The sequence below is a fragment of the Stenotrophomonas sp. YJH_SMC_40 genome (assembly GCF_059368615.1).
In genome coordinates this window covers 254,127-274,312 of the sequence record NZ_JCAFRX010000007.1, presented here as the reverse complement: position 1 = coordinate 274,312, position 20,186 = coordinate 254,127, and the positions used below count along the sequence as shown (strand labels likewise).

Sequence of the window (20,186 nt, the reverse complement as noted above, 5' to 3'; positions counted from 1 at the left end):
TCCCGAACTCGGAAGTGAAACGCAGCTGCGCCGATGGTAGTGTGGCTCAAGCCATGCGAGAGTAGGTCATCGCCAGGGTTTACACCCAAAACCCCGCTGCTCACGCAGCGGGGTTTTTCTTTGTGCGCAGTAAATGCGGGTCGTGCCGGCCGCTGGCCGGCAACCCGATGGCATTACATGGCCCGGTAGATCCACGCCATGCGTGGAGGCCCACTGCGAGGAAGCATGGCGCCAACCAAGGTTGGCCGCTACCAATCGATTGCCGGCCAGCGGCCGGCACTACCGGCAGATCCACACCAATCGTGGATCTGCCGCCGACGGTACGCAAAAGAAAAGCGGCGCCCCGTGGGGCGCCGCTCTGCTCTCAACGATGTTCAGTCGAGCATGGCCCGGCTTTACTTTGCCGAAGCCTTGTCCTTCATCATCGCGTCGCGGGCTGCCTTGAACGGGTTGCCTTCGTACCAGTTCGGCCAACGATCGCCACCGGCCAGTTCCTTGCCGACGCCGTACATCAGCTGCAGGTCCTCGACAGTCCCGTCCAGCTTCCAGGTGGACGCGTCGAACTCGTCCTTCGGACCGTGGTAGCGGTTGGCGCCGTAGTCCGCTGCGGCCTTGCGGCCGGCGTCCACGCCACCCTCTCGCAGATCCTCGCCACCATCGGCGTACAGGGCCGGCACGCCGGCCTTGGCGAAGTTGAAGTGGTCCGAACGGAAGTAGAAGCCGCTCTGCACCGAGGTCTCACCATGCAGCGTGCGGTCCTGGGCCGCAGCCAGCGGCTTGAGGATGTCCTCCAGCTCCGAGCTGCCGAAGCCGGTGACGGTCACGTCCTTGGCACGGCCGGCCACCGACATCGCGTCGATGTTGATCACACCGGCGATCTTGTCCAGCGGGAAGGTCGGGTGGGAGACGTAGTACTTCGAACCCAGCAGGCCGGACTCTTCCAGGGTCACCGCCAGGAACACCACCGAGCGCTCCGGTTTCGGATCCTGGTGGGCCATGGCTTCGGCCACCTCAAGGATGCCGGCCACGCCGGTCGCGTTGTCGACCGCACCGTTGTAGATGTTGTCGCCGGTTTCACCCTCATGCTTGCCCAGGTGGTCCCAGTGCGCCATGTACAGCACGGCCTCGTCGGCACGCTTGCTGCCCGGCAGCACGCCCACCACGTTGCGCGACTGCTTCTGCGCGATCTGGCTCTTCAGGTCGACCGTAGCGGTGGCCTTCAGCGGCACCGGCTTGAAGCCGCGCTTGCTGGCGTCCTTGTAGGCCTGTGCCAGGTCCAGGCCGGCGCCTGCGAACAGCGCCTTGGCGGCGTCGGCACTCAGCCAGCCCTGCACCGGAATGCGGGCTTCCGGGTCATCCTTGGCCGGCAGGTCGTACTGCGGGCCGGCCCAGGAGTTCTTCACCACGTCCCAGCCATAGGAAGCGCCGGCGGTGTCGTGCACAATCAGCGCCGCGGCGGCGCCCTTGCGCGCGGCCTCTTCGAACTTGTAGGTCCAGCGGCCGTAGTAGGTCATGCGCTTGCCGTCGAACAGCTTCGCGTCGTCAACATGGAAGCCCGGATCGTTGACGAACATCACGACCGTCTTGCCCTTCCAGTCCTGGCCGGCGTAGTCGTTCCACTTCTGCTCCGGCGCATCAACGCCGTAGCCGACGAACACCAGGTCGCTGGCATCGACTTTCACCTCTGCCTGGCCGGTACGGGTGCCGACCACCATGTCGGTACCGAACTTCAGCTCGGTGGTCTTGCCACCCTGGGTGATCTTCAGCACGGTCGATGCGTCGGCCGTGGTCTCGGTCATCGGCACATCCTGGAACCAGCTGTCACCGTTGCCCGGCTGCAGGCCGATGCGCTGCATCTGGTCGCGGATGTAGTTGACCGTCAGTTCCTCGCCCTTGCTGCCCGGCGCGCGGCCTTCGAATTCATCCGAGGCCAGGGTCTTGACCATCTCGGCGAAGTCGCCGGCGTTGATCTCGGGGGAGAACTGATAAGCCGCCGGCTTCGCGGCAGCGGTGTCGGTGGCTGACGCCGGTGCGGTGGCCGGCGTGTCTTCGCCTTTGCAGGCACTGAGCGCGGCCGCGGCGGCCAGGCACAGGAGGAGTTTGCGGGGCATCGTCGATTCCTGGAAAACAAAGGGCGGCCGCACGTCGTGCACGGCCGGTATCAGCGAGTATCACCGAACCAAGCGGTCCGGTGCGCTCAGTCCGCCGGGGCGGTTTCGGTGTCGAACGGGATCGGTTCGGCGCCGGTGACCGGACCGATGCGCGCGGTGCGATGCACGTAAAGCACCACCTCGCGTTCGAACTGCAGGGGGCCGTTGACCACGGCATTCGGGCCGACGATCACGCGCGGCTTGCGGCTGGCGGTGAGCGAGACGCTGAAGTTCGGCTTGCGCACGTGCACACCGCCGTTGACCTGGGAACCGATGCCGACGGTGATATCGCCGTTGACGGTCTCCACGTCCTTGCCGACGCGGCTTTCGACCAGGCCGATGCCACCGTTCACGGTTTCGACGCCGCCTTCGATCTGGCTGCCGCGATCGGTGAAGATGCTGCCGTTGACGGTGCTGACGCTGCCGTGTGCAATCACCTCGCGGCCCAGGCGTACGCCGCCGTTGACCGTTTCAATCTTGCCGGTACGTGCACGGTCGGCCACCTTGACCCCGCCGTTGACGGTGTCGATGCTGCCGGTCTCGACGCCTTCACCAACCCGGATACCGCCGTTGACGGTATCCAGCTTGCCGTAGCGCTGGCCAGGCTCGGCGCTGATGCTGCCGTTGACCTTGCTGATGTTGTCCTGGGCACCGGCGGGGCCGGCAACGAGCAGGACGCCCAACAACAGCGGAATGGAAAGAGTTTTCATGGGACCTCGATGGATGTGCGGCTGGCAGGCCGCGTGCGGAGATGTCACCATTCCCCGGTACCCCCTGCAACTGCCTGAAGTCACTGGAAAGCCCTTGCGCGACAACGCCTTCCCATCACGCCGACATCACATCGCCGCCATCCGCGGCGGGCGCTGCCTGCTGTTGGGGCTGGCCATCGCCTTGGCGCTGCCGTTGCCGGGCGCCGCACAGACCACCCGCGAGACCGAGCGCAAGCTGCAGAAGCTGCGTAGCGAGTTGAAGGGCGTGGCGCAGGAGCGCAGGCAGATCGAGGGCCAGCGGGGCCAGGCCTCGCAGCAGCTGCGTGAGGCGGACGAGAAGGTGGCCCGCACCGGCCGTGCGCTTGCGCAGACTGAAACTGCGCTGCGCGAGCAGGGAAGGGCCCTGGCCGAGGCCGAACAACGCCGCAGCGCGCTGCAGGCCAACCTCGCCCAGCAGCATCGCGAGCTGGCCGGCCTGCTGCGTGCGGCCTACCAGCTGGGCAACCATGCACCTCTGAAGCTGCTGCTGTCGCAGGACACGGTGGCCGATGCCAATCGTGCCCTGGCCTACCACCGCTACCTGCAACGCGAGCGGGCACAGCGCATCACCACGCTGACAGCCGACCTGAAAGAGCTGGAAGTGCTGCAGGCGCAGATCGCCGAGCGCAAGCAGAAGCTGCAGGGTGCGCAGCAGGACCAGAAGCAGCAGGCTGCGGCGCTGGAAGCCGACCGTCGCGATCGCGCCAGGACCGTCGCCTCGCTGGATGAGCGCTTCAAGGACCAGCGCGAGAAGGAACAGGCGCTGGGCCAGGACGCCAAGGCACTGGAAACGCTGCTGGCCAACCTGCGTGCCGCTGCGGCACGGGCCGAAGCCGAGCGCCGCGCCGCGGCACGGCGGGCGGCCGCTGAAAAGGCCGCCGCCGAGCGTGCCGCACGCCAGGCCGCCGCGCAGGGCCGCCCGCCACCGCCGCCCACCAAGGTCCCGCCTGCCGTTGCCTCTGCGCCGGCGCCGAAGGTGGGTGGCCTGGGCTGGCCGTTGTCGGGCAACCTGTTGGCCCGCTACGGCGGAAAGCTGCCCGACGGCCGCACCAGCAGTGGTGTGTTGATCGGCGCGCCCGCCGGCAGCACCGTCACCGCCGTGGCCGACGGCACCGTGGTGTTCTCCGACTGGATGACCGGCTACGGCATGATCCTGATCGTCGATCACGGCAACGGCTACATGAGCCTGTACGCGCACAACGACACCCTGCTGAAGGATGCGGGTGCCCGGGTCAGCCGCGGCGATGCGGTGGCGAAGGTCGGCAATTCCGGTGGCCAGGGCGTGACCGCGCTGTACTTCGAATTGCGCCGGGGCGGGCAGCCGGTCAACCCGGACAGCTGGCTGCAGCGGCGCTGAATCCGGCGCTGTCGCGTGGCGGACGGATTCAACGGGAATTTAGCTGTGCTTCGCGCATAATCGACGCATGTGCCTTGGGCACGATGCCAACGTCGACAGGAGTGATCCATGCGCGCAGCCCGTACCGCCACCCTCTTGCTGGCCCTGTTGCCAGCGCTGTCCTGGGCGCAGCAGACCGCGCCCGCCCCGAGCAAGGAAACCAGCGGGCAGGCAGCGAACAGCGAGGAGGCGGTGACCTCGAAGGTGCCGCTGGAGGACATCCGCCGCTTCGTCGCCGTGTACAACGCGGTGCGCGCGGCCTATGTCGACCCGGTCGATGACAAGAAGCTGATGCAGTCGGCGGTGCGCGGCCTGCTGCTCGACCTCGACCCGCACAGCACGTACTTCAACAAGGAAGACGCGCAGGCCTTCGACGAGCAGGCCAACGGCGCCTACGAGGGCATCGGCGTGGAGTTGCAGCAGCAGCCCGACAACGCCAGCATGAAGGTCATCTCGCCGATCGACGACACGCCGGCGGCCAAGGCCGGCATCCTCGCCGGTGACCTGATCATCGCCATCGACGGCAAGCCGATCAGCGCCATTGATGCGAGCGAACCGTTGCGTGGCCCAGCCGGCAGCAAGGTGGTGCTGACCATCGTGCGCGCGGGCAAGCCGAAGCCGTTCGACGTCAGCCTCACCCGCCAGACCATCCGCGTGACCAGCGTGCGCAGCCGCCTGCTGGAGCCGGGCTACGGCTACATCCGCCTGAGCACCTTCCAGGCCGACACCGGGTCGGACTTCCAGAAGCACCTGCAGCAGCTGCAGAAGCAGTCCGGTGGCCAGCTCAAGGGCCTGGTGCTGGATCTGCGCAGCAACCCGGGCGGCCTTTTGACTGCCGCCGTGCAGGTGGCCGACGACCTGCTCGACAAGGGCAACATCGTCAGCACCCGCGGCCGCATCAGCATCAGCGATGCCCGGTTCGATGCGACGCCGGGCGACCTGCTGAAGGGCGCACCGGTGGTGGTGCTGGTCGATGCCGGTTCGGCCAGCGCCTCGGAAGTGCTGGCTGGGGCGCTGCGCGACAACAAGCGCGCGCGCGTGGTCGGCAGCCGCACCTTCGGCAAAGGCTCGGTGCAGACCGTGCTGCCGCTGGACAACGGCGATTCGGTGAAGCTGACCACCGCGCGTTATTACACGCCCAGCGGCAAGTCGATCCAGGCCACTGGCATCGTGCCGGAGGTCGAACTGAAGCCTGCGGCGCGCCCGGAAGACGAGGCACTGCCGGCCAGCCTGAGCGATTACAGCGAAGCGACCCTGCCGGGCCATCTGCGTGGCGACGACGAAGGCACCGAGGGCTACCACGCCGGTGCGGTGCTGCCGGGCGATGGCCCGATCAACGACGCGCTGGCCGAGCTGAAGAACCCGGGTTCGGTGGCTGCACGCTTGAAGGCCGAAGCGGCGAAGGCGGATGCGGCCAAGGCCGCGAAGGCCGCTGCGGCGAAGACGGAAGCGAAGGTCGAACCTAAGCCGGAAGCACAGCCGGAAGCAAAGCCGGAAGCAAAGCCGGAAGCAAAGCCCGCACCGGCCCCAGCGAAGCCGTGAGGTAGCGCCGGGCCATACCCGGCGTCGGCTCAAGGGCGGAAGAAGAAACCAAATGCCGGCCAGCGGCCGGCACTACCAGGGGTCAGAAGCCGTGGCGCTTGCGTAGGCGGCGGGCGATGGCCGCGCGCACGTAGACCCCGTACACCAGGCCGAACACGAAGCCGCCGATGTGCGCCCACCAGGCCACCATGCCGAAGCTTGGGCCGATATGGGCGAACACCACCTGCAGTGCGGCCCAGACGCCGATCAGCAGGTAGGCCGGGGCCCGCACGAACTCCAGGAACAGGCCGAGCGGGATCACCACGCCCAGCCGGGCGCCCGGGAACAGGGCCAGATAGGCGCCGATCAGCGCCGAGACCGCGCCACTGGCACCGATGATGATCTGGTCCGGGCTGCCCATGGTGTAGATCGCCACCAGGTTCGACACCGCGCCGCCGACCAGGAACAGAAGTAGCAGGCGCCAGGGGCCCAGCACCCGCTCAGCGGGCAGGCCGAAGATCAGCAGGAACACCAGGTTGCCCAGCAGATGCGACCAGTCCGCGTGCAGGAACAGGGCGGTGAACAGGCGCAGCACGCTGCCGTCCTGCAGCGTCGCCCACCAGTCGAGCGGGTGGGTCAGGCCGGTGGACAGGGCGCCCCAGTCCAGCCAGAGGCTGCCGCGGGCATCGTCCGGGCGCGAGATCGACCACAGGAACGCCAGCCACAGTGCCGCAAACAGCACGGGCGTGGCCCAGCGCAGGGCCGCCTTCTTGCGGGACGGGAGGGAGACGAACATGGGCACTAGCCTAGCGTGCGGGCGCTTGCGGCGGGGATTGTCCTGTTCAGCTTTTGAGACGAAAAATCCGCCTGCGTCGTTATTGTTTCATTAACGGCTCTGGGTAATACTCGCATACGGCGTCGTATGTCGGGAGGGGAATCCGGCGCGCTTCGACGGGCCTCTGGGCCTGCCGGGCGCAGGCGCACTCAGAGCACCATCACCGCTTACCGGAGAGAGAGAACTACGATGCAAACCGCTTCCACCATTGCCCGACTGACCCTGCTGGCCGTCGGCGTTGCCGGTGCGCTGGCCGCCGCCGATGCCAATGCTGCCGCCTTCCAGCTGAAGGAAAACAGCGCCAAGGGCCTGGGCCGCGCGTTCGCCGGCTCCACCTCGACCGAAGGTGACGCCTCGGTCATCGCCACCAACCCGGCCTCCATGCGCCTGCTCGACGGCACCCTGATCCAGGGCGACGTCAGCGCCATCAGCTTCGGCGCCAAGTTCCGTGGCCAGGGCCAGTACGGCAACGGCCAGCCGATTTCCGGCGGCAACGGCGGCGACGCGGGCATGATCGCCCCGGTTCCGGCCGCCTACTTCCACCTGCCGTTCGGCGAGAAGGAGAACATGCACTTCGGTGCATCGCTGACCGTGCCGTTCGGCTTCAAGACCGAATACGACCGCGACTGGGTCGGCCGCTACAACGGCGTCAAGACCGAGCTGCAGGCGGTCGACCTGGGCGTGGCGTTCTCCTATGACGTCAATCCGTACCTGTCGTTCGGTGCGTCGGTGTTCGCCGAGCGCCTGAACGTCGACCTGACCAGCGCTGTCGACACCGGCACCGCGATCAACGCCACTGCCCAGCGCACCGCTGCGGCGCGCGTGCTGGCTGCCGGCGGCACCGCCGCCCAGGCTCTGGCGGCGTCGCAGGCGGCTGCACGCCAGGCTGCCCAGCTCGGCTTCTCGCCGGGTACCGCCGATGGCTACCTGCGCATCAAGGGCGATGAAGTGTCGGTCGGCTATACCCTGGGCATGACCGTCACCCCGGTGGAAGGCACCAACATCGCCTTCAGCTACCGCTCGAAGGTCGAGCACAAGATCACCGATGGCAAGGCGGACTTCACCATTCCGCAGAATGCGGCGGCCTTCCTGGCCACCGCTGCCCCGGGTACCTTCATCGACAGCAACGGTCGCGCGACCATCACCCTGCCGGCCAGCGCCACCGTGGGCTTCACCCACCGCGTGAACGACCAGTGGCAGATCATGGCCGAAGTCACGCGCACCGCGTGGAGCAAGTTCGACCAGGTCACCGTCGACTATGACTCCAACCAGCCGGACAGCGTGCTGCCGTTCCACTACCGCGACACCACCTTCGCGTCGATCGGTACCGATTTCCGCGTGAACGACAAGCTGACCCTGCGTGGCGGCCTGGCCTATGACCAGACCCCGACCACCGACGCCCACCGCGACGTGCGCGTGCCGGACACCACCCGCAAGTGGCTGTCGCTGGGCCTGACCTACGCCGCTTCGGACAAGATGGAATACAGCGTGGGCTACACCCACCTGTTCACCAAGGATCCGAACGTGACCTCGACCTCGGCCACCGCCAACACCGTGACCGGCAAGTACAAGGTCAGCGGCGACGTGCTGGCGGCTTCGATGCAGTACAAGTTCTGAATCGGGCGATTGCCTGAAGCAGTACGAAAGGAGGCCCCGCGCAAGCGGGGCCTTTTTTTTTGCGGAGTGGTGTGGGCCATCCACGCACGTGGATCTACGCGACAATAGCGTCATGAACCTGTCCGACCCGAACTTCCAGCTGGAGCTGGCTGCCAACATCGCCGTCGCCGGCTCGATCCTGCTGGCCGGCCGCAACAACGTGCACACCTGGTGGCTGGGCATCGTCGGCTGCGCATTGTTTGCTGCGGTGTTCGAACGATCGCACCTGTATGCGGACATGGTGCTGCAGTTCTTCTTCATCGCCATCAGCGTGCTGGGCTGGTGGCAGTGGCTGCGCGGTGACCATGGCGCGCCGCTGCCGATCACCGCGCTGCGCCCACGTGCCTGGGCCTGGCTGGTGCCGCTGGCGGTAGTGGCCACCTTCGGCTACGGCTGGATGCTGACCCGACTGACCAACGCCTATGCGCCCTACATCGATTCGGCAGTGCTGGTGTTGAGTGTGATCGCGCAGATCCTGATGATGCGACGCAAGCTGGAATCGTGGTGGGTGTGGCTGCTGGTGAACACCGTTGCGGTACCGCTGTACTACAGCCGTGGCCTGCACCTGACCTCGATCCTGTACGTGGGCTTCTGGGTCAATGCGCTGGTGGCCTTGCGCCACTGGCGGCACCTGATGCGTGACGAGGCCAAGACGGCCGATGCTGCTGCCTGAGCGCGTTGCACGCGGCCTGGTGGTGGGCAAGTTCTGCCCGCTGCATCTGGGTCACGAACACCTGATCGACTTCGCCGCCACGCGCTGCCGGCAGCTGCTGGTGATCGGCTGGTCGCAGCCGGGTTTCCCAGGCTACAGCGCCGAGCGTCGCGAGCGCTGGCTGCGAGCGCGCTTCCCGCAGGCGACGGTGGCGGTGCTTGATGACGCGCGCCTGGCGGCATTGTGCACGCAGCACGGTTTGCCCGTGCGCACGCTGCCGCAGGACAGCGACAACGAGCACGTGCAGCGCGAGTTCACCGCCTGGCTGTGCCTGAGCCTGTTCGGCGGGCCGGTGCAGGCGGTCTACACCGGCGAGGACTACGGCGACGGCTTCGCGCAGGCGCTGGCCACGCACTTCGGCGCGCCGGTACGCCATGAGCGGCTCGAACGCGCACTGGACGTCGGGCAGGCGTGTGGCACCCAGCTGCGCGCCGATCCGCATGCGCACCGTCATGGCCTCGCACCGCAGGTCTATGCCGGCTATGTGCAGCGCGTGGCGTTCATTGGTGGCGAGTCCAGCGGAAAGACCACGCTGGCGCGCGTGATGGCCGAGCGACTGCAGACCGCCTGGGTGCCGGAGTATGGCCGCACGCTATGGGAGCAGCAGGGCGGAGAGCTGACGCCAGATGATCTGCTTCGCATCGCAATGGCACAGCCGCAGCACGAAGACGAGACCGCACGGCATGCGCATCGCTGGCTGTTCTGCGATACCACGCCGCTGGTGACGCTGGGCTACAGCGGCTGGATGTCTGGTACGGCGCCGGAGGCACTGCGGCAGGCTGCATTGCGACCGTATGACCTGCTGTTCCTGTGTGCGCCGGATATCCCGTTCGACCAGGACGGCACGCGGGTGGGCGAAGCCTTCCGGGCGCAGCAGCATGCGTGGTACGTGCGCGAGCTGGAGGCGCGGGGAGTCGACTACGTGCTGCTGGAGGGGGGGCTGGAAGCGCGCATCGCGCGCGTGCAGAGCGAGCTGGCGAAGCGGGCGGACAATCGGTTCAGTGTGGCCCAGCCTCTGTAGAGCGAGCCCACGCTCGGCTGTGCGAGGCAAACCGAGCGTGGGCCCGGCTCTACAGGAAGCAGGGCACAAAAAACCCCGCTTTCGCGGGGTTTTTCGTTCACTGCATCAACCGGGCGATCAGTCGCCCAGGGTCAGCAGCGAGGCATTGCCGCCGGCGGCGGTGGTGTTCACCGTCACCGTCTTTTCGGTGGCGAAGCGCAGCAGGTAGTGCGGGCCGCCGGCCTTCGGGCCGGTGCCGGACAGGCCCTGACCGCCGAACGGCTGCACGCCGACCACCGCACCGATCTGGTTGCGGTTGACGTAGACGTTGCCGACATGGACGCCGTTGCTGATGCGGTCGACGGTCTCGTCGATGCGCGAATGCACGCCCAGGGTCAGGCCGTAGCCGGTGGCGTTGATCTGGTCGATCACCGCGTCGAGCTGGTCGCCCTTCCAGCGGATCACGTGCAGCACCGGGCCGAACACTTCCTTCTGCAGCTGGCCCAGGTCCTTCAGTTCGTACGCGCGCGGTGCGAAGAAGGTGCCGTTGGCGGCCTCGGCCGACAGCTCGGCGGCGGCGATCAGGCGCGCTTCGCGGTCCATGCGCTCAGCGTGGTCCTGCAGGATCTTCAGCGCATCTGCGTCGATCACCGGGCCGACGTCGGTGGACAGCAGGCCGGGGTTGCCGACCTTCAGTTCCTTCATCGCACCGGCCAGCATGGTCATCACCTTGTCGGCGATGTCGTCCTGCACGAACAGCACGCGCGCAGCCGAGCAACGCTGGCCGGCGGAGGTGAAGGCCGAACCGATCGCGTCCTTGACCAGCTGTTCCGGCAGCGCCGACGAATCGGCGATGAAGGCGTTCTGGCCACCGGTCTCGGCGATCAGCACACCGATGGCGGCGTCACGCGCCGCCATCGCGCGGTTGATCGCACGGGCGGTGTCGGTGGAGCCGGTGAAGGCCACGCCGGCCACGCGCGGGTCGGCGGTCAGCGCGGCACCGACGGTAGCACCGTCGCCCGGCAGGAACTGCACCACCTCGGCCGGCACGCCGGCGTCGTGCAGCAGCTTCACCGCGTAGTAGCCGATCAGGTTGGTCTGCTCGGCCGGCTTGGCGATGACGCTGTTGCCGGCGGCCAGGGCGGCAGCGACCTGGCCCAGGAAGATCGCCAGCGGGAAGTTCCACGGGCTGATGCAGACGAACACGCCGCGGCCGTGCAGCTGCAGCTCGTTGGACTCACCGGTCGGGCTCGGCAGCTTCTCGGCGTGGCTGAACTGCTCGCGCGCCTGCTTGGCGTAGTAGCGCAGGAAGTCCACCGCTTCGCGCACTTCGGCGATGCTGTCGGGCAGGCTCTTGCCGGCTTCCTTCACGCACAGCGCCATGAATTCCGGCATGCGTGCTTCCAGCTGGTCGGCGGCGTGCTCGAGGATGGCGGCGCGGCTGGCGGCCGGGGTGCGGTTCCAGGCCGGCTGCGCGGCTACGGCATTCGCCAGGGCCTTCTGCACGGTGGCGGCGTCTGCGGCCAGCCACTGGCCAACCACTTCACGGGTGTCGGCCGGGTTGGTCACCGGCAGCGCGGTGCCGGCCGGGTTGGCACCCGGCACCAGCGGCGCGGCCTGCCAGGGCTTCACAGCCGCGTTGATCTGCTCGGCCAGGGCGCGCAGTTCGTTGTCGTTGGCGAGGTTGGCGCCCATGGAGTTCTTCCTGTCGTGGTTCTGGCTGCGCAGCAGGTCAACCGGCAGCGGGATCTTGGGATGCGGAATCGAAGCGAACGAGGCGACCATCTCGACCGGATCGCGGATCAGGTCGGCGATCGGCACGCGCTCGTCAGTGATGCGGTTGACGAAACTGGAGTTGGCGCCGTTTTCCAGCAGGCGACGCACCAGGTACGGCAGCAGGTCTTCATGCGAACCGACCGGTGCATACACGCGGCAGGGCAGGCCCAGGCGGTCAGCCGGCACCACCTCGGCATACAGGTCGTCGCCCATGCCGTGCAGCTTCTGGTGCTCGTACACGCCGCCGTTGGCGATGCTGCGCACGGCCGCGATGGTATGCGCGTTGTGCGTGGCGAACATCGGGTAGATCGCGTCGGCATGGGTGAACAGCCGCTTGGCGCAGGCCAGGTAGGACACGTCGGTGTTCTGCTTGCGGGTGAACACCGGGTAGCCCGGGTAGCCTTCGATCTGCGCGCGCTTGATCTCGGCGTCCCAGTACGCGCCCTTGACCAGGCGCACCTGCAGGCGGCGACCGGAGCGGCGCGCCATGTCGGCCAGGTGGTCGATCGTGTACGGGGTGCGCTTCTGGTAGGCCTGCACGACCACGCCGAAGCCATCCCAGCCAGCCAGCGAGGCGTCGGAGAACACCTGCTCGATGATGTCCAGCGACAGTTCCAGGCGGTCGGACTCTTCGGCGTCGACGGTGCAGCCGATGCCATAGCTCTTGGCCAGCTGCGCCAGTTCCAGCACGCCCGGCACCAGGTCCTTCAGCACGCGCTCGCGCTTGGCGTGCTCGTAGCGCGGGTACAGCGCCGACAGCTTGATCGAGATGCCCGGGGCATTGTTGACGTCGCCATCCGGACGGCCGCCGCGTGCCTTGTGATCGCCGCCGATGGCGTGGATCGCACGACGGTAGTCTTCCAGGTAGCGCAGCGCGTCCTTCATGGTCAGCGCACCTTCGCCGAGCATGTCGAAGGAGTAGCGGTAGCTGGCGTTGTCGCCCTTGTGCGAGCGCGCCAGCGCTTCGCTGATGGTGCGGCCCATGACGAACTGGTGGCCCATGATCTTCATCGCCTGGCGCACGGCCAGGCGCACCACCGGCTCACCGACGCGGCCGACCAGGCGCTTGAACGCGCTGGGCGCATCGGCGCGGGTGGCGTCGTTCATCTGCACCAGCTTGCCGGTCAGCATCAGGCCCCAGGTGGAGGCATTGACCAGCACCGAGTCGCTGCCGCCCAGGTGCTTTTCCCAGTCGGCATCGGCCAGCTTGTCGCGGATCAGCTTGTCGGCGGTGTCCTGGTCCGGAATACGCAGCAGTGCCTCGGCCACGCACATCAGCAGCACGCCTTCCTCGCTGCCCAGGTCGTACTGGCGCATGAAGGCTTCGATGGCGCCCTGGTCCTTGGCGCGCACGCGCACGCGGCCGACCAGGTCGGCGGCCAGTGCCTGCACCCGGGCCTGCTCGTCGGCGGGCAGGCGGGCCTGCGCCAGCAGCTCGCGCACGTGGGTGGCCTCGTCCTTCAACCAGGCGTCGGTGATGGCCTGGCGGAACGGATTGGGGGGCGCCGGCAGTTCCGGCGACAGCAACGCGCCGGGACGCGGGGCGTCGTGGGCTGCAGGGGAGGAGGAAGGTGCGTTCATGCCGGTCCGGCCAGTGGAAAACTTGGCGATTTTAATCATTTTTGCGGGTTGCGGAAGTGCCCAGCAGCCACCTTCGTGAAGCGCTGATAGCCAATAGCTGCGGTGGATTCAGCGTGTTCAGCAAGTGCGGACGAGTTTATGCCGAATTCGTCATTCGTACCGCCGACCTCATGCTGTGTTGCAGCATCGGAAAATGTGTGAATGCACCCTTGCTACCGGCGAGAGGGCGGGGCTACCATCGAGGCGTTTCCCGCGGCAGGAACGCGGTTGCGACATGATCGAGGTGCTTCCAGCTCCGGATGGGTCAGGTACGCAGCTGCGGCTGCGTCCCCCACGGGCGCTCGATGCCCGGCAGTTCGTCCTGTTGTTCACCGTGTTGTGGGGTGCGATGTGGCTGGTGTCCGCCCTCGGGTGGTTGGCCGGCAATGCATTCGCCCCCCTGTTCGCGCTGCTGTACAGCCTGGTGCTGGCGGCCGCGCTGCGTGCCTTGTGGCGCAGCGGTGAACGGCAGGAGGAGATCCGGGTGGTGCCGGCGTACGTGGAGGTCATCCCCGTACCCGGTGGATCGCCGGTGTTCCGGGCCCATCCCCACTGGGTGCGCCTGCTCACCGACGATGAGAGGGTCCGGCTGGCATCCAGCGGCCGGCAGGTGGAGGTGGGGAGTTTCCTCGCGCCGGCCGAACGTCAGACGCTCGCAGAGACACTTGAAAGCTTGCTCGCCGCCAGCGATGGCGGCAACCGACGACGCTAAGGGTCTAGGCAATGAAGCAAAGCAGCAGGTGGGGCACGAAGTGCGTGAACGCGGTCGCCGCGATGCTGGCGACCGGGGGACTGATGCCGGCGTTGGCCTGGGCCCAGGCGGCCGATCCGAAGCCGTGGCAGCTGAACATGGGCAAGGGGGTGACCCAGACCTCGCGCCTGGCCTGGGAATCGAACAACCTGTCGTTGATCATCTGCACGGTGATCGGCGTCATCGTGTTCGGGGCGATGGCCTACGCCATCTTCAAGTTCCGCAAATCCAAGGGCGCGGTCGCGGCCACCTTCAGCCACAACACCAAGGCCGAGATCATCTGGACAGTGATCCCGGTGATCATCCTGATCGTGATGGCATGGCCGGCCACGGCCAACCTGATCAAGATGTACGACACCCGCGATGCCGAGATGACGGTGAAGGTCACCGGCTACCAGTGGATGTGGAAGTACGAATACCTCGGCGAGAACGTCACCTTCACCAGCCGCCTGGACCGCGAGTCCGACCGGGTGCGGCAGAGCGGCATCGTGCCGACCCGCGAAAGCCATCCGCACTACCTGCTGGATGTCGACAACCGCCTGGTGCTGCCGGTCGATACCAAGGTGCGTTTCGTCATCACCTCCGACGACGTGATCCACGCCTGGTGGGTACCGGCGCTGGGCTGGAAGCAGGACGCCATCCCCGGCTTCATCAACGAAGCCTGGACCAGCATCGAGCAGCCCGGTGTCTACCGCGGCCAGTGCGCCGAGCTGTGCGGCAAGGACCACGGCTTCATGCCGATCGTGGTCGAGGCGGTGTCCAAGGAGGACTTCAGGAAGTGGCTGGCGCAGCGCAAGCCGGCGCCGCCCGCCGAGCCCGCCACGCCTGCGGCACCTGCCGAACCGACTGCACCGACGGGCGAGGCACCGGCTGCGCCTGCTGCTGCAGAAGCCGGCAGCGCGCCTGCCACCGCGGCCAGCGGAGCGTGATGTAAAGCCCGCGGCCGTTCGCGGCCGCGGTGACAACCGATTCTGAGAGGTGTTTTGCAATGGCGCACTCGGCAGTTGGGCACGACGATCACCATCACCACCAGAGCTTCTTCGAACGTTGGTTCTTCTCGACCAACCACAAGGACATCGGCACGCTGTACCTCGGTTTCAGCTTCATCATGTTCATCATCGGCGCGGCGATGAGCGTGGTGATCCGCGCAGAGCTGGCGCAGCCGGGCCTGCAGTTCGTCAAGCCCGAGTTCTTCAACCAGATGACCACCGTGCATGCGCTGGTGATGATCTTCGGTGGGGTGATGCCGGCCTTCGTCGGCCTGGCCAACTGGATGATCCCGCTGCAGATCGGCGCGCCGGACATGGCGCTGCCACGCATGAACAACTGGTCGTTCTGGTTGCTGCCGGTGGCTTTCAGCCTGCTGCTGCTGACCCTGTTCCTGCCGGGCGGTGCACCGGCCGGCGGCTGGACGCTGTACCCGCCGCTGTCGCTGCAGGGCGGCTACAACGTTGCTTTCAGCGTGTTCGCCATCCACGTGGCCGGCATCAGTTCGATCATGGGCGCGATCAACATCATCGCCACCGTGCTCAACATGCGTGCGCCGGGCATCGACCTGCTGAAAATGCCGATCTTCTGCTGGGCCTGGCTGATCACCGCCTTCCTGCTGATCGCGGTGATGCCGGTGCTGGCCGGTGCGGTGACCATGCTGCTGACCGACAAGTTCTTCGGCACCAGCTTCTTCAATGCCGCCGGTGGCGGTGACCCGGTGATGTACCAGCACATCTTCTGGTTCTTCGGCCATCCCGAGGTCTACATCATGATCCTGCCCGCCTTCGGCGTGGTCAGCGAGATCATCCCGACCTTCAGCCGCAAGCCGCTGTTCGGCTACCAGGCGATGGTGTACGCCACCGCCGCGATCGCCTTCCTGTCGTTCATCGTCTGGGCCCACCACATGTTCACCGTGGGCATGCCGCTGGGCGGCGAGATCTACTTCATGTTCGCCACCATGCTGATCTCGATCCCGACCGGGGTGAAGGTGTTCAACTGGGTCAGCACCATGTGGCGGGGCTCGTTGACGTTCGAGGCACCGATGCTGTGGTCGGTGGCCTTCGTCATCCTGTTCACCATCGGTGGCTTCTCCGGCCTGATGCTGGCGATCGTCGCCGCCGACTTCCAGTACCACGACACCTACTTCGTGGTCGCCCACTTCCACTACGTGCTGGTGACCGGTGCGGTGTTCGCACTGATCGCCGCGGTGTACTACTGGTGGCCGAAGTGGACCGGGCGGATGTACAGCGAGAAGTGGGCCAAGGTGCACTTCTGGTGGTCGATCGTATTCGTCAACCTGTTGTTCTTCCCGCAGCATTTCCTCGGCCTGGCCGGCATGCCGCGCCGCATTCCCGATTACAGCGTGGCGTTTGCCGACTGGAACCTGATCAGCTCGATCGGTGCGTTCGGCATGTTCGTCACCCCGTTCATGATGGCCGCGATCCTGCTGTCGTCCCTGCGCAACGGCGAGAAGGCCGAGGCCCGTTCCTGGGAAGGCGCGCGCGGCCTGGAGTGGACGCTGCCGTCGCCAGCACCGGCACATACCTTCACCACGCCGCCGACCATCCGTCCGGGAGATCTGGCGCATGACGACATCACGCATTGAGGTGGGGCATGCATAACGAGAGCCCGCTGCCGATCGGTAGAGTCGACTGTCAGTCGACTCGCGAAGTGCAGCCGACTAACAGTCGGCTCTACCAAAGCCAAAGCCAAAGCCAAAGCCAAAGCCAAAGCCAGACCGAAGCCCAACGCCACGGCATCGAACAGCAACGGCAGCGCGCCAGGCGCACGGCGATGTGGGTCGGCGCCATCGCCGTGCTGGTCTACGTCGGCTTCATCCTCAGCGGGGTGATCGGCCGATGAGCGAGGCACCGGCCAGCACACCGTCACGCAGTGCGGGGCTGCCGCGCCTGATCGGTGTGGCGGTGGCGGTGTTCCTGCTCACGTTCTCGCTGGTGCCGCTGTACCGCATCGCCTGCGAGAAGGTGTTCGGTGTGCGCCTGGAACGCGGCCCCGGTGGCGAAGCCAGTGCAGGCGCCGCCACCGGCAAGCGCACCGTGCGCGTGGAGTTCGATGGCGGCGTCAATTCGCGCCTGCCGTGGTCGTTCCATCCCGAACAGCTGACCATGGACGTGGTGCCCGGCGAACTCAACGAGGCGCTGTACTTCGCGCGCAACGACAGCCAGCAGGCGGTGGTCGGCAGTGCGGTGCCTTCGGTGGCGCCGGCGCGTGCCTCGGGCTTCTTCAGCAAGACCGAATGTTTCTGTTTCACCGCGCAGACGCTGCAGGCTGGCGAGAAGCGCGACATGCCGGTGCGTTTCATCGTCGATCCGGACCTGCCGCCGGAGATCAAGACGATCACCTTGTCCTACACCTTCTATCGCAACGACGCGCTGTCCGATCGGCTGGCCCCGGCCGCCACCTCGGAAGGCGCGCACGCCGCACCCTGACCCGGATACCGACATGGCCCAGACACCGACCGACGCCAACGTGTACTTCGTCCCGGCCCAGAGCAAATGGCCGTTCGTGGGTTCCATCGCGATGATGGTGACCATGGTGGGCGTGGCCAGCTGGCTCAACGATGCCAGCTGGGGACGCTGGACCTTCTACATCGGCATCGCGATGCTGGTGCTGACGTTGTTCTGGTGGTTCAGCGACGTGGTGCGCGAGTCGCAGGCGGGCAACTACAACCACCAGGTCGATGGCTCGTTCCGGATGGGGATGATCTGGTTCATCTTCTCCGAAGTGATGTTCTTCGGCGCCTTCTTCGGTGCGCTGTTCTACACCCGCAACCTGGGCCTGTCGTGGCTCAGCGGCGAAGGCCGCGGGGTGATGACCAACGAGCTGCTCTGGCAGGGTTATTCCGCCGGCTGGCCGACCAACGGCCCCGCGGCGATCGGCGGCGCGTTCCAGACCATCCCGGCCTGGGGCCTGCCGCTGATCAACACGCTGATCCTGCTCACCTCCGGCGTGACCCTGACCATCGCCCATCACGCACTGAAGGCCGGCAACCGCCGCCAGCTGCTGATCTGGCTGGGCCTGACCGTGGTGCTCGGCCTGGGCTTCCTGACCCTGCAGGCGGAGGAGTACATCCACGCCTACAAGGAACTGAACCTGACGCTCGGCTCGGGCATCTACGGTTCAACGTTCTTCATGCTGACCGGCTTCCACGGCGCGCACGTGCTGCTGGGCACGATCATGCTGATCGTGATGTGGCTGCGTTCGGCCAAGGGACACTTCACCCGCGACAACCATTTCGGTTTTGAAGCGGCCGCGTGGTACTGGCACTTCGTCGACGTGGTGTGGCTGATGCTCTTCATGTTCGTCTACGTGCTTTGACCGCGCACGCATCGGTGGCCTCAGCCGCCGATGCCGTGCGGTTTGATCCAGCCCATGTAGATGCTCACGATCACCAGCAAGATCAACGCAACCGACACCGCGATGCGGCGCGTCAGTGCGTTGACCGTGCGCTTGGTCTGGCCGCGGTCGACCAGCAGGTAATACAGGCCGGCGCCCAGATTCCAGACGATGACGATCAGAAACGCGATTACCAGCAGGGTCTTCAGCGAATCACTCATGCGCGGCTCGAGGGCAGGGTGGATGCGCCTATCTGACCGCGTTTGCGCGGACTTGTCATGATGCGCCAGCACACACGCGTGATCGGATGGCTGCTGGCGGTGCTGGCAATGGTTGGTTTCACCGCATTGGGGCTGTGGCAGCTGCAGCGCATGCATGCCAAACAGGCAATGTTGGATGCACAAGGTCCAGCTGTGGCACAGGCGCTGCCACTGGCGCAGGCCCTGGCTGCACCTGGCGCATTGCACGGCGTGGCCGACCACGGCCGTTTCCTGCCCGGCGTGGTGCTGCTGGACAACCAGATCCGGGACGGCCGCGCGGGCGTGAAGATCTATCGCCCGTTCCGCAGTGACGAGGGCAGCGTGCTGCTGGTCGATCTGGGCTGGCGCGCGCTGCCGCCCGATCGCAGGCTGCCGGATGTGCCGTCGCCGCCTTCGCCGGTGGCGGTGCGTGGCCTGCTGGCGCCGCCGCCGTCGGCGGGGCTGGCCTTGGGCCCGGCGTTCTCCGCTACCGATGAGGCCGGGCGTTGGCTGGCCAGCCGCTTGCCCGCCGAGGGCCTGGCGGCGGCGCTTGGCCTGCCGGCATTGCCCGATCGCGTCCTGCGGCTGGACCCGGCGCTGCCATTTGGCGACGAACGCGACCTGGACCTGCTGCCGAACACGCTGCCGCCGCAGCGCCACCTGGGCTACGCCGTGCAGTGGTTCGGCCTGGCCCTGACCGTGCTGGTGGTCGCGCTGGTACTGGAGTGGCGCAGGCGACGTGCTGCCCGGTAGTGCCGGCCGCTGGCCGGCAACCCCCGCATTCCTGGGTGCCGGCCAGCGGCCGGCACTACCGCGGCGTCACACCCGCATCCCTCACCCAACCATGAGAAAATGCCCCGCATGAACACTGCTACGTCCCCGCAGGCGCGCGGCTCCGGCCGCCGGACCCTGGTGCTGCTGTTTGCCGTGTTCTTCGGGGCGATGGCGCTGGCCGCCGTGCTGCGCTTCTCTGGCTGGCAGCCCACCGGGCACCGCAATGCCGGCCAGCTGCTGAAGCCGCCTGTGGACCTGCGCCAGCAGGCGCCGACCCTGGCCAACGGCCAGCCGTACCCGTGGAACCCCGAAGCCCGCACCTGGCGCCTGCTGGTGGCGCCGGCCGGTGCCTGCGACGCCCAGTGCGTCACTTTGTCGCAGGGACTGGGCAAGGTGTGGCAGCTGTTCGGCCATAACGCCGATAATGTCGAAATCCTGTGGCTGGGAACGCCACCGGCGTCGATCGCCTCGCTGCCCGCGCTGCGGCCGCTGGCTCCGTCGCCAGCACTGCGCGCGGCCCTGCCCGGCGTCGACGATCCGGCTGGCCTGCCGGTCTACGTGATCGATCCGAACGGCTTCGTGATCATGCGTCATGCCCCGGGCACCGACCTCGGTGGCCTGCGCAAGGACATGGCCACGTTGCTGAAACTGAAGTGAGTC

At 67.0% G+C, this 20,186-nt stretch carries 18 protein-coding genes and 1 rRNA gene; 14 read left to right on the top strand and 5 right to left on the bottom strand.

The genetic code is table 11. The features are described from left to right. A 5S ribosomal RNA gene (gene rrf, locus AC5P6X_RS15505) occupies nt 1-78 on the top strand; the annotation flags it as partial. Nucleotides 79-395: 317 nt separating this feature from the next. Here the strand turns inward: rrf and AC5P6X_RS15500 are convergent. Next, nucleotides 396-2,111, bottom strand: a complete 1,716-nt coding sequence (locus AC5P6X_RS15500) for a M28 family metallopeptidase (protein WP_099605581.1) — start codon at nt 2,109-2,111, stop codon at nt 396-398. Nucleotides 2,112-2,197: 86 nt separating this feature from the next. Beyond that, complete coding sequence (locus AC5P6X_RS15495) at nt 2,198-2,860, bottom strand: DUF4097 family beta strand repeat-containing protein (protein ID WP_005407780.1); 663 nt, start codon at nt 2,858-2,860, stop codon at nt 2,198-2,200. Nucleotides 2,861-2,954: 94 nt separating this feature from the next. On the opposite strand from AC5P6X_RS15495, the gene AC5P6X_RS15490 reads away from it, so the two are divergent. After that, complete coding sequence (locus AC5P6X_RS15490) at nt 2,955-4,256, top strand: murein hydrolase activator EnvC family protein (RefSeq protein ID WP_099605582.1); 1,302 nt, start codon at nt 2,955-2,957, stop codon at nt 4,254-4,256. Nucleotides 4,257-4,364: 108 nt separating this feature from the next. After that, nucleotides 4,365-5,837: a S41 family peptidase gene (locus AC5P6X_RS15485; protein ID WP_099605583.1), complete on the top strand. Its 1,473-nt coding sequence runs from the start codon at nt 4,365-4,367 to the stop codon at nt 5,835-5,837. 82 nt (nt 5,838-5,919) lie between these two features. On the opposite strand, the gene AC5P6X_RS15480 is transcribed toward AC5P6X_RS15485, so the two are convergent. Continuing rightward, nucleotides 5,920-6,612: a rhomboid family intramembrane serine protease gene (locus tag AC5P6X_RS15480; RefSeq protein WP_005407784.1), complete on the bottom strand. Its 693-nt coding sequence runs from the start codon at nt 6,610-6,612 to the stop codon at nt 5,920-5,922. Between the two features lie 228 nt (nt 6,613-6,840). Between AC5P6X_RS15480 and AC5P6X_RS15475 the strand changes: the two genes are divergently transcribed. The 3 genes from AC5P6X_RS15475 to AC5P6X_RS15465 all read left to right on the top strand — a co-directional run bounded on the left by AC5P6X_RS15475 (nt 6,841) and on the right by AC5P6X_RS15465 (nt 10,040). After that, nucleotides 6,841-8,268, top strand: coding sequence for an outer membrane protein transport protein (locus AC5P6X_RS15475; RefSeq protein WP_005407785.1), 1,428 nt, complete (start codon nt 6,841-6,843; stop codon nt 8,266-8,268). A gap of 112 nt (nt 8,269-8,380) precedes the next feature. Continuing rightward, on the top strand, nt 8,381-8,980 hold the full coding sequence (pnuC, locus tag AC5P6X_RS15470; RefSeq protein ID WP_088436385.1) for a nicotinamide riboside transporter PnuC: 600 nt from the start codon (nt 8,381-8,383) through the stop codon (nt 8,978-8,980). Further along, complete coding sequence (locus AC5P6X_RS15465; protein WP_108270706.1) at nt 8,967-10,040, top strand: AAA family ATPase; 1,074 nt, start codon at nt 8,967-8,969, stop codon at nt 10,038-10,040. Before pnuC ends, AC5P6X_RS15465 begins: the two co-directional genes overlap by 14 nt. Before the next feature lie 117 nt (nt 10,041-10,157). Here the strand turns inward: AC5P6X_RS15465 and putA are convergent, their stop codons facing one another. After that, nucleotides 10,158-13,376, bottom strand: coding sequence for a bifunctional proline dehydrogenase/L-glutamate gamma-semialdehyde dehydrogenase PutA (putA, locus tag AC5P6X_RS15460; RefSeq protein WP_237827035.1), 3,219 nt, complete (start codon nt 13,374-13,376; stop codon nt 10,158-10,160). Nucleotides 13,377-13,650: 274 nt separating this feature from the next. Between putA and AC5P6X_RS15455 the strand changes: the two genes are divergently transcribed. The 6 genes from AC5P6X_RS15455 to AC5P6X_RS15430 are packed head-to-tail and all read left to right on the top strand — an operon-like array spanning nt 13,651 to nt 18,495. After that, entirely contained in the window at nt 13,651-14,127 is a 477-nt protein-coding gene (locus AC5P6X_RS15455) for a DUF2244 domain-containing protein (protein WP_329757231.1), read from the top strand. A gap of 11 nt (nt 14,128-14,138) precedes the next feature. Next, nucleotides 14,139-15,095, top strand: coding sequence for a cytochrome c oxidase subunit II (gene coxB / locus AC5P6X_RS15450; protein WP_005407789.1), 957 nt, complete (start codon nt 14,139-14,141; stop codon nt 15,093-15,095). Between the two features lie 59 nt (nt 15,096-15,154). Continuing rightward, complete coding sequence (ctaD, locus tag AC5P6X_RS15445; protein ID WP_005407790.1) at nt 15,155-16,762, top strand: cytochrome c oxidase subunit I; 1,608 nt, start codon at nt 15,155-15,157, stop codon at nt 16,760-16,762. Nucleotides 16,763-16,770: 8 nt separating this feature from the next. Continuing rightward, nucleotides 16,771-17,019, top strand: a complete 249-nt coding sequence (locus AC5P6X_RS15440) for a hypothetical protein (RefSeq protein ID WP_111117859.1) — start codon at nt 16,771-16,773, stop codon at nt 17,017-17,019. Beyond that, nucleotides 17,016-17,606: a cytochrome c oxidase assembly protein gene (locus tag AC5P6X_RS15435; RefSeq protein ID WP_005412023.1), complete on the top strand. Its 591-nt coding sequence runs from the start codon at nt 17,016-17,018 to the stop codon at nt 17,604-17,606. Before AC5P6X_RS15440 ends, AC5P6X_RS15435 begins: the two co-directional genes overlap by 4 nt. Nucleotides 17,607-17,619: 13 nt before the next feature. Beyond that, a complete protein-coding gene (locus tag AC5P6X_RS15430; RefSeq protein ID WP_005412024.1) occupies nt 17,620-18,495 on the top strand; it encodes a cytochrome c oxidase subunit 3 in 876 nt (291 codons plus the stop codon). 20 nt (nt 18,496-18,515) lie between these two features. Here AC5P6X_RS15430 and AC5P6X_RS15425 read toward each other — a convergent pair whose 3' ends face one another. Continuing rightward, the gene (locus tag AC5P6X_RS15425) at nt 18,516-18,734 is read right to left on the bottom strand and encodes a twin transmembrane helix small protein (RefSeq protein WP_005412025.1); all 219 of its coding nucleotides are present in this window, start codon (nt 18,732-18,734) and stop codon (nt 18,516-18,518) included. Nucleotides 18,735-18,791: 57 nt separating this feature from the next. On the opposite strand from AC5P6X_RS15425, the gene AC5P6X_RS15420 reads away from it, so the two are divergent. Both AC5P6X_RS15420 and AC5P6X_RS15415 read left to right on the top strand, forming a co-directional pair. Further along, entirely contained in the window at nt 18,792-19,505 is a 714-nt protein-coding gene (locus AC5P6X_RS15420) for an SURF1 family protein (RefSeq protein WP_088436388.1), read from the top strand. A gap of 108 nt (nt 19,506-19,613) precedes the next feature. After that, a complete protein-coding gene (locus AC5P6X_RS15415; protein ID WP_005412027.1) occupies nt 19,614-20,183 on the top strand; it encodes a redox-active disulfide-containing membrane protein in 570 nt (189 codons plus the stop codon). Nucleotides 20,184-20,186: the final 3 nt, after the last annotated feature.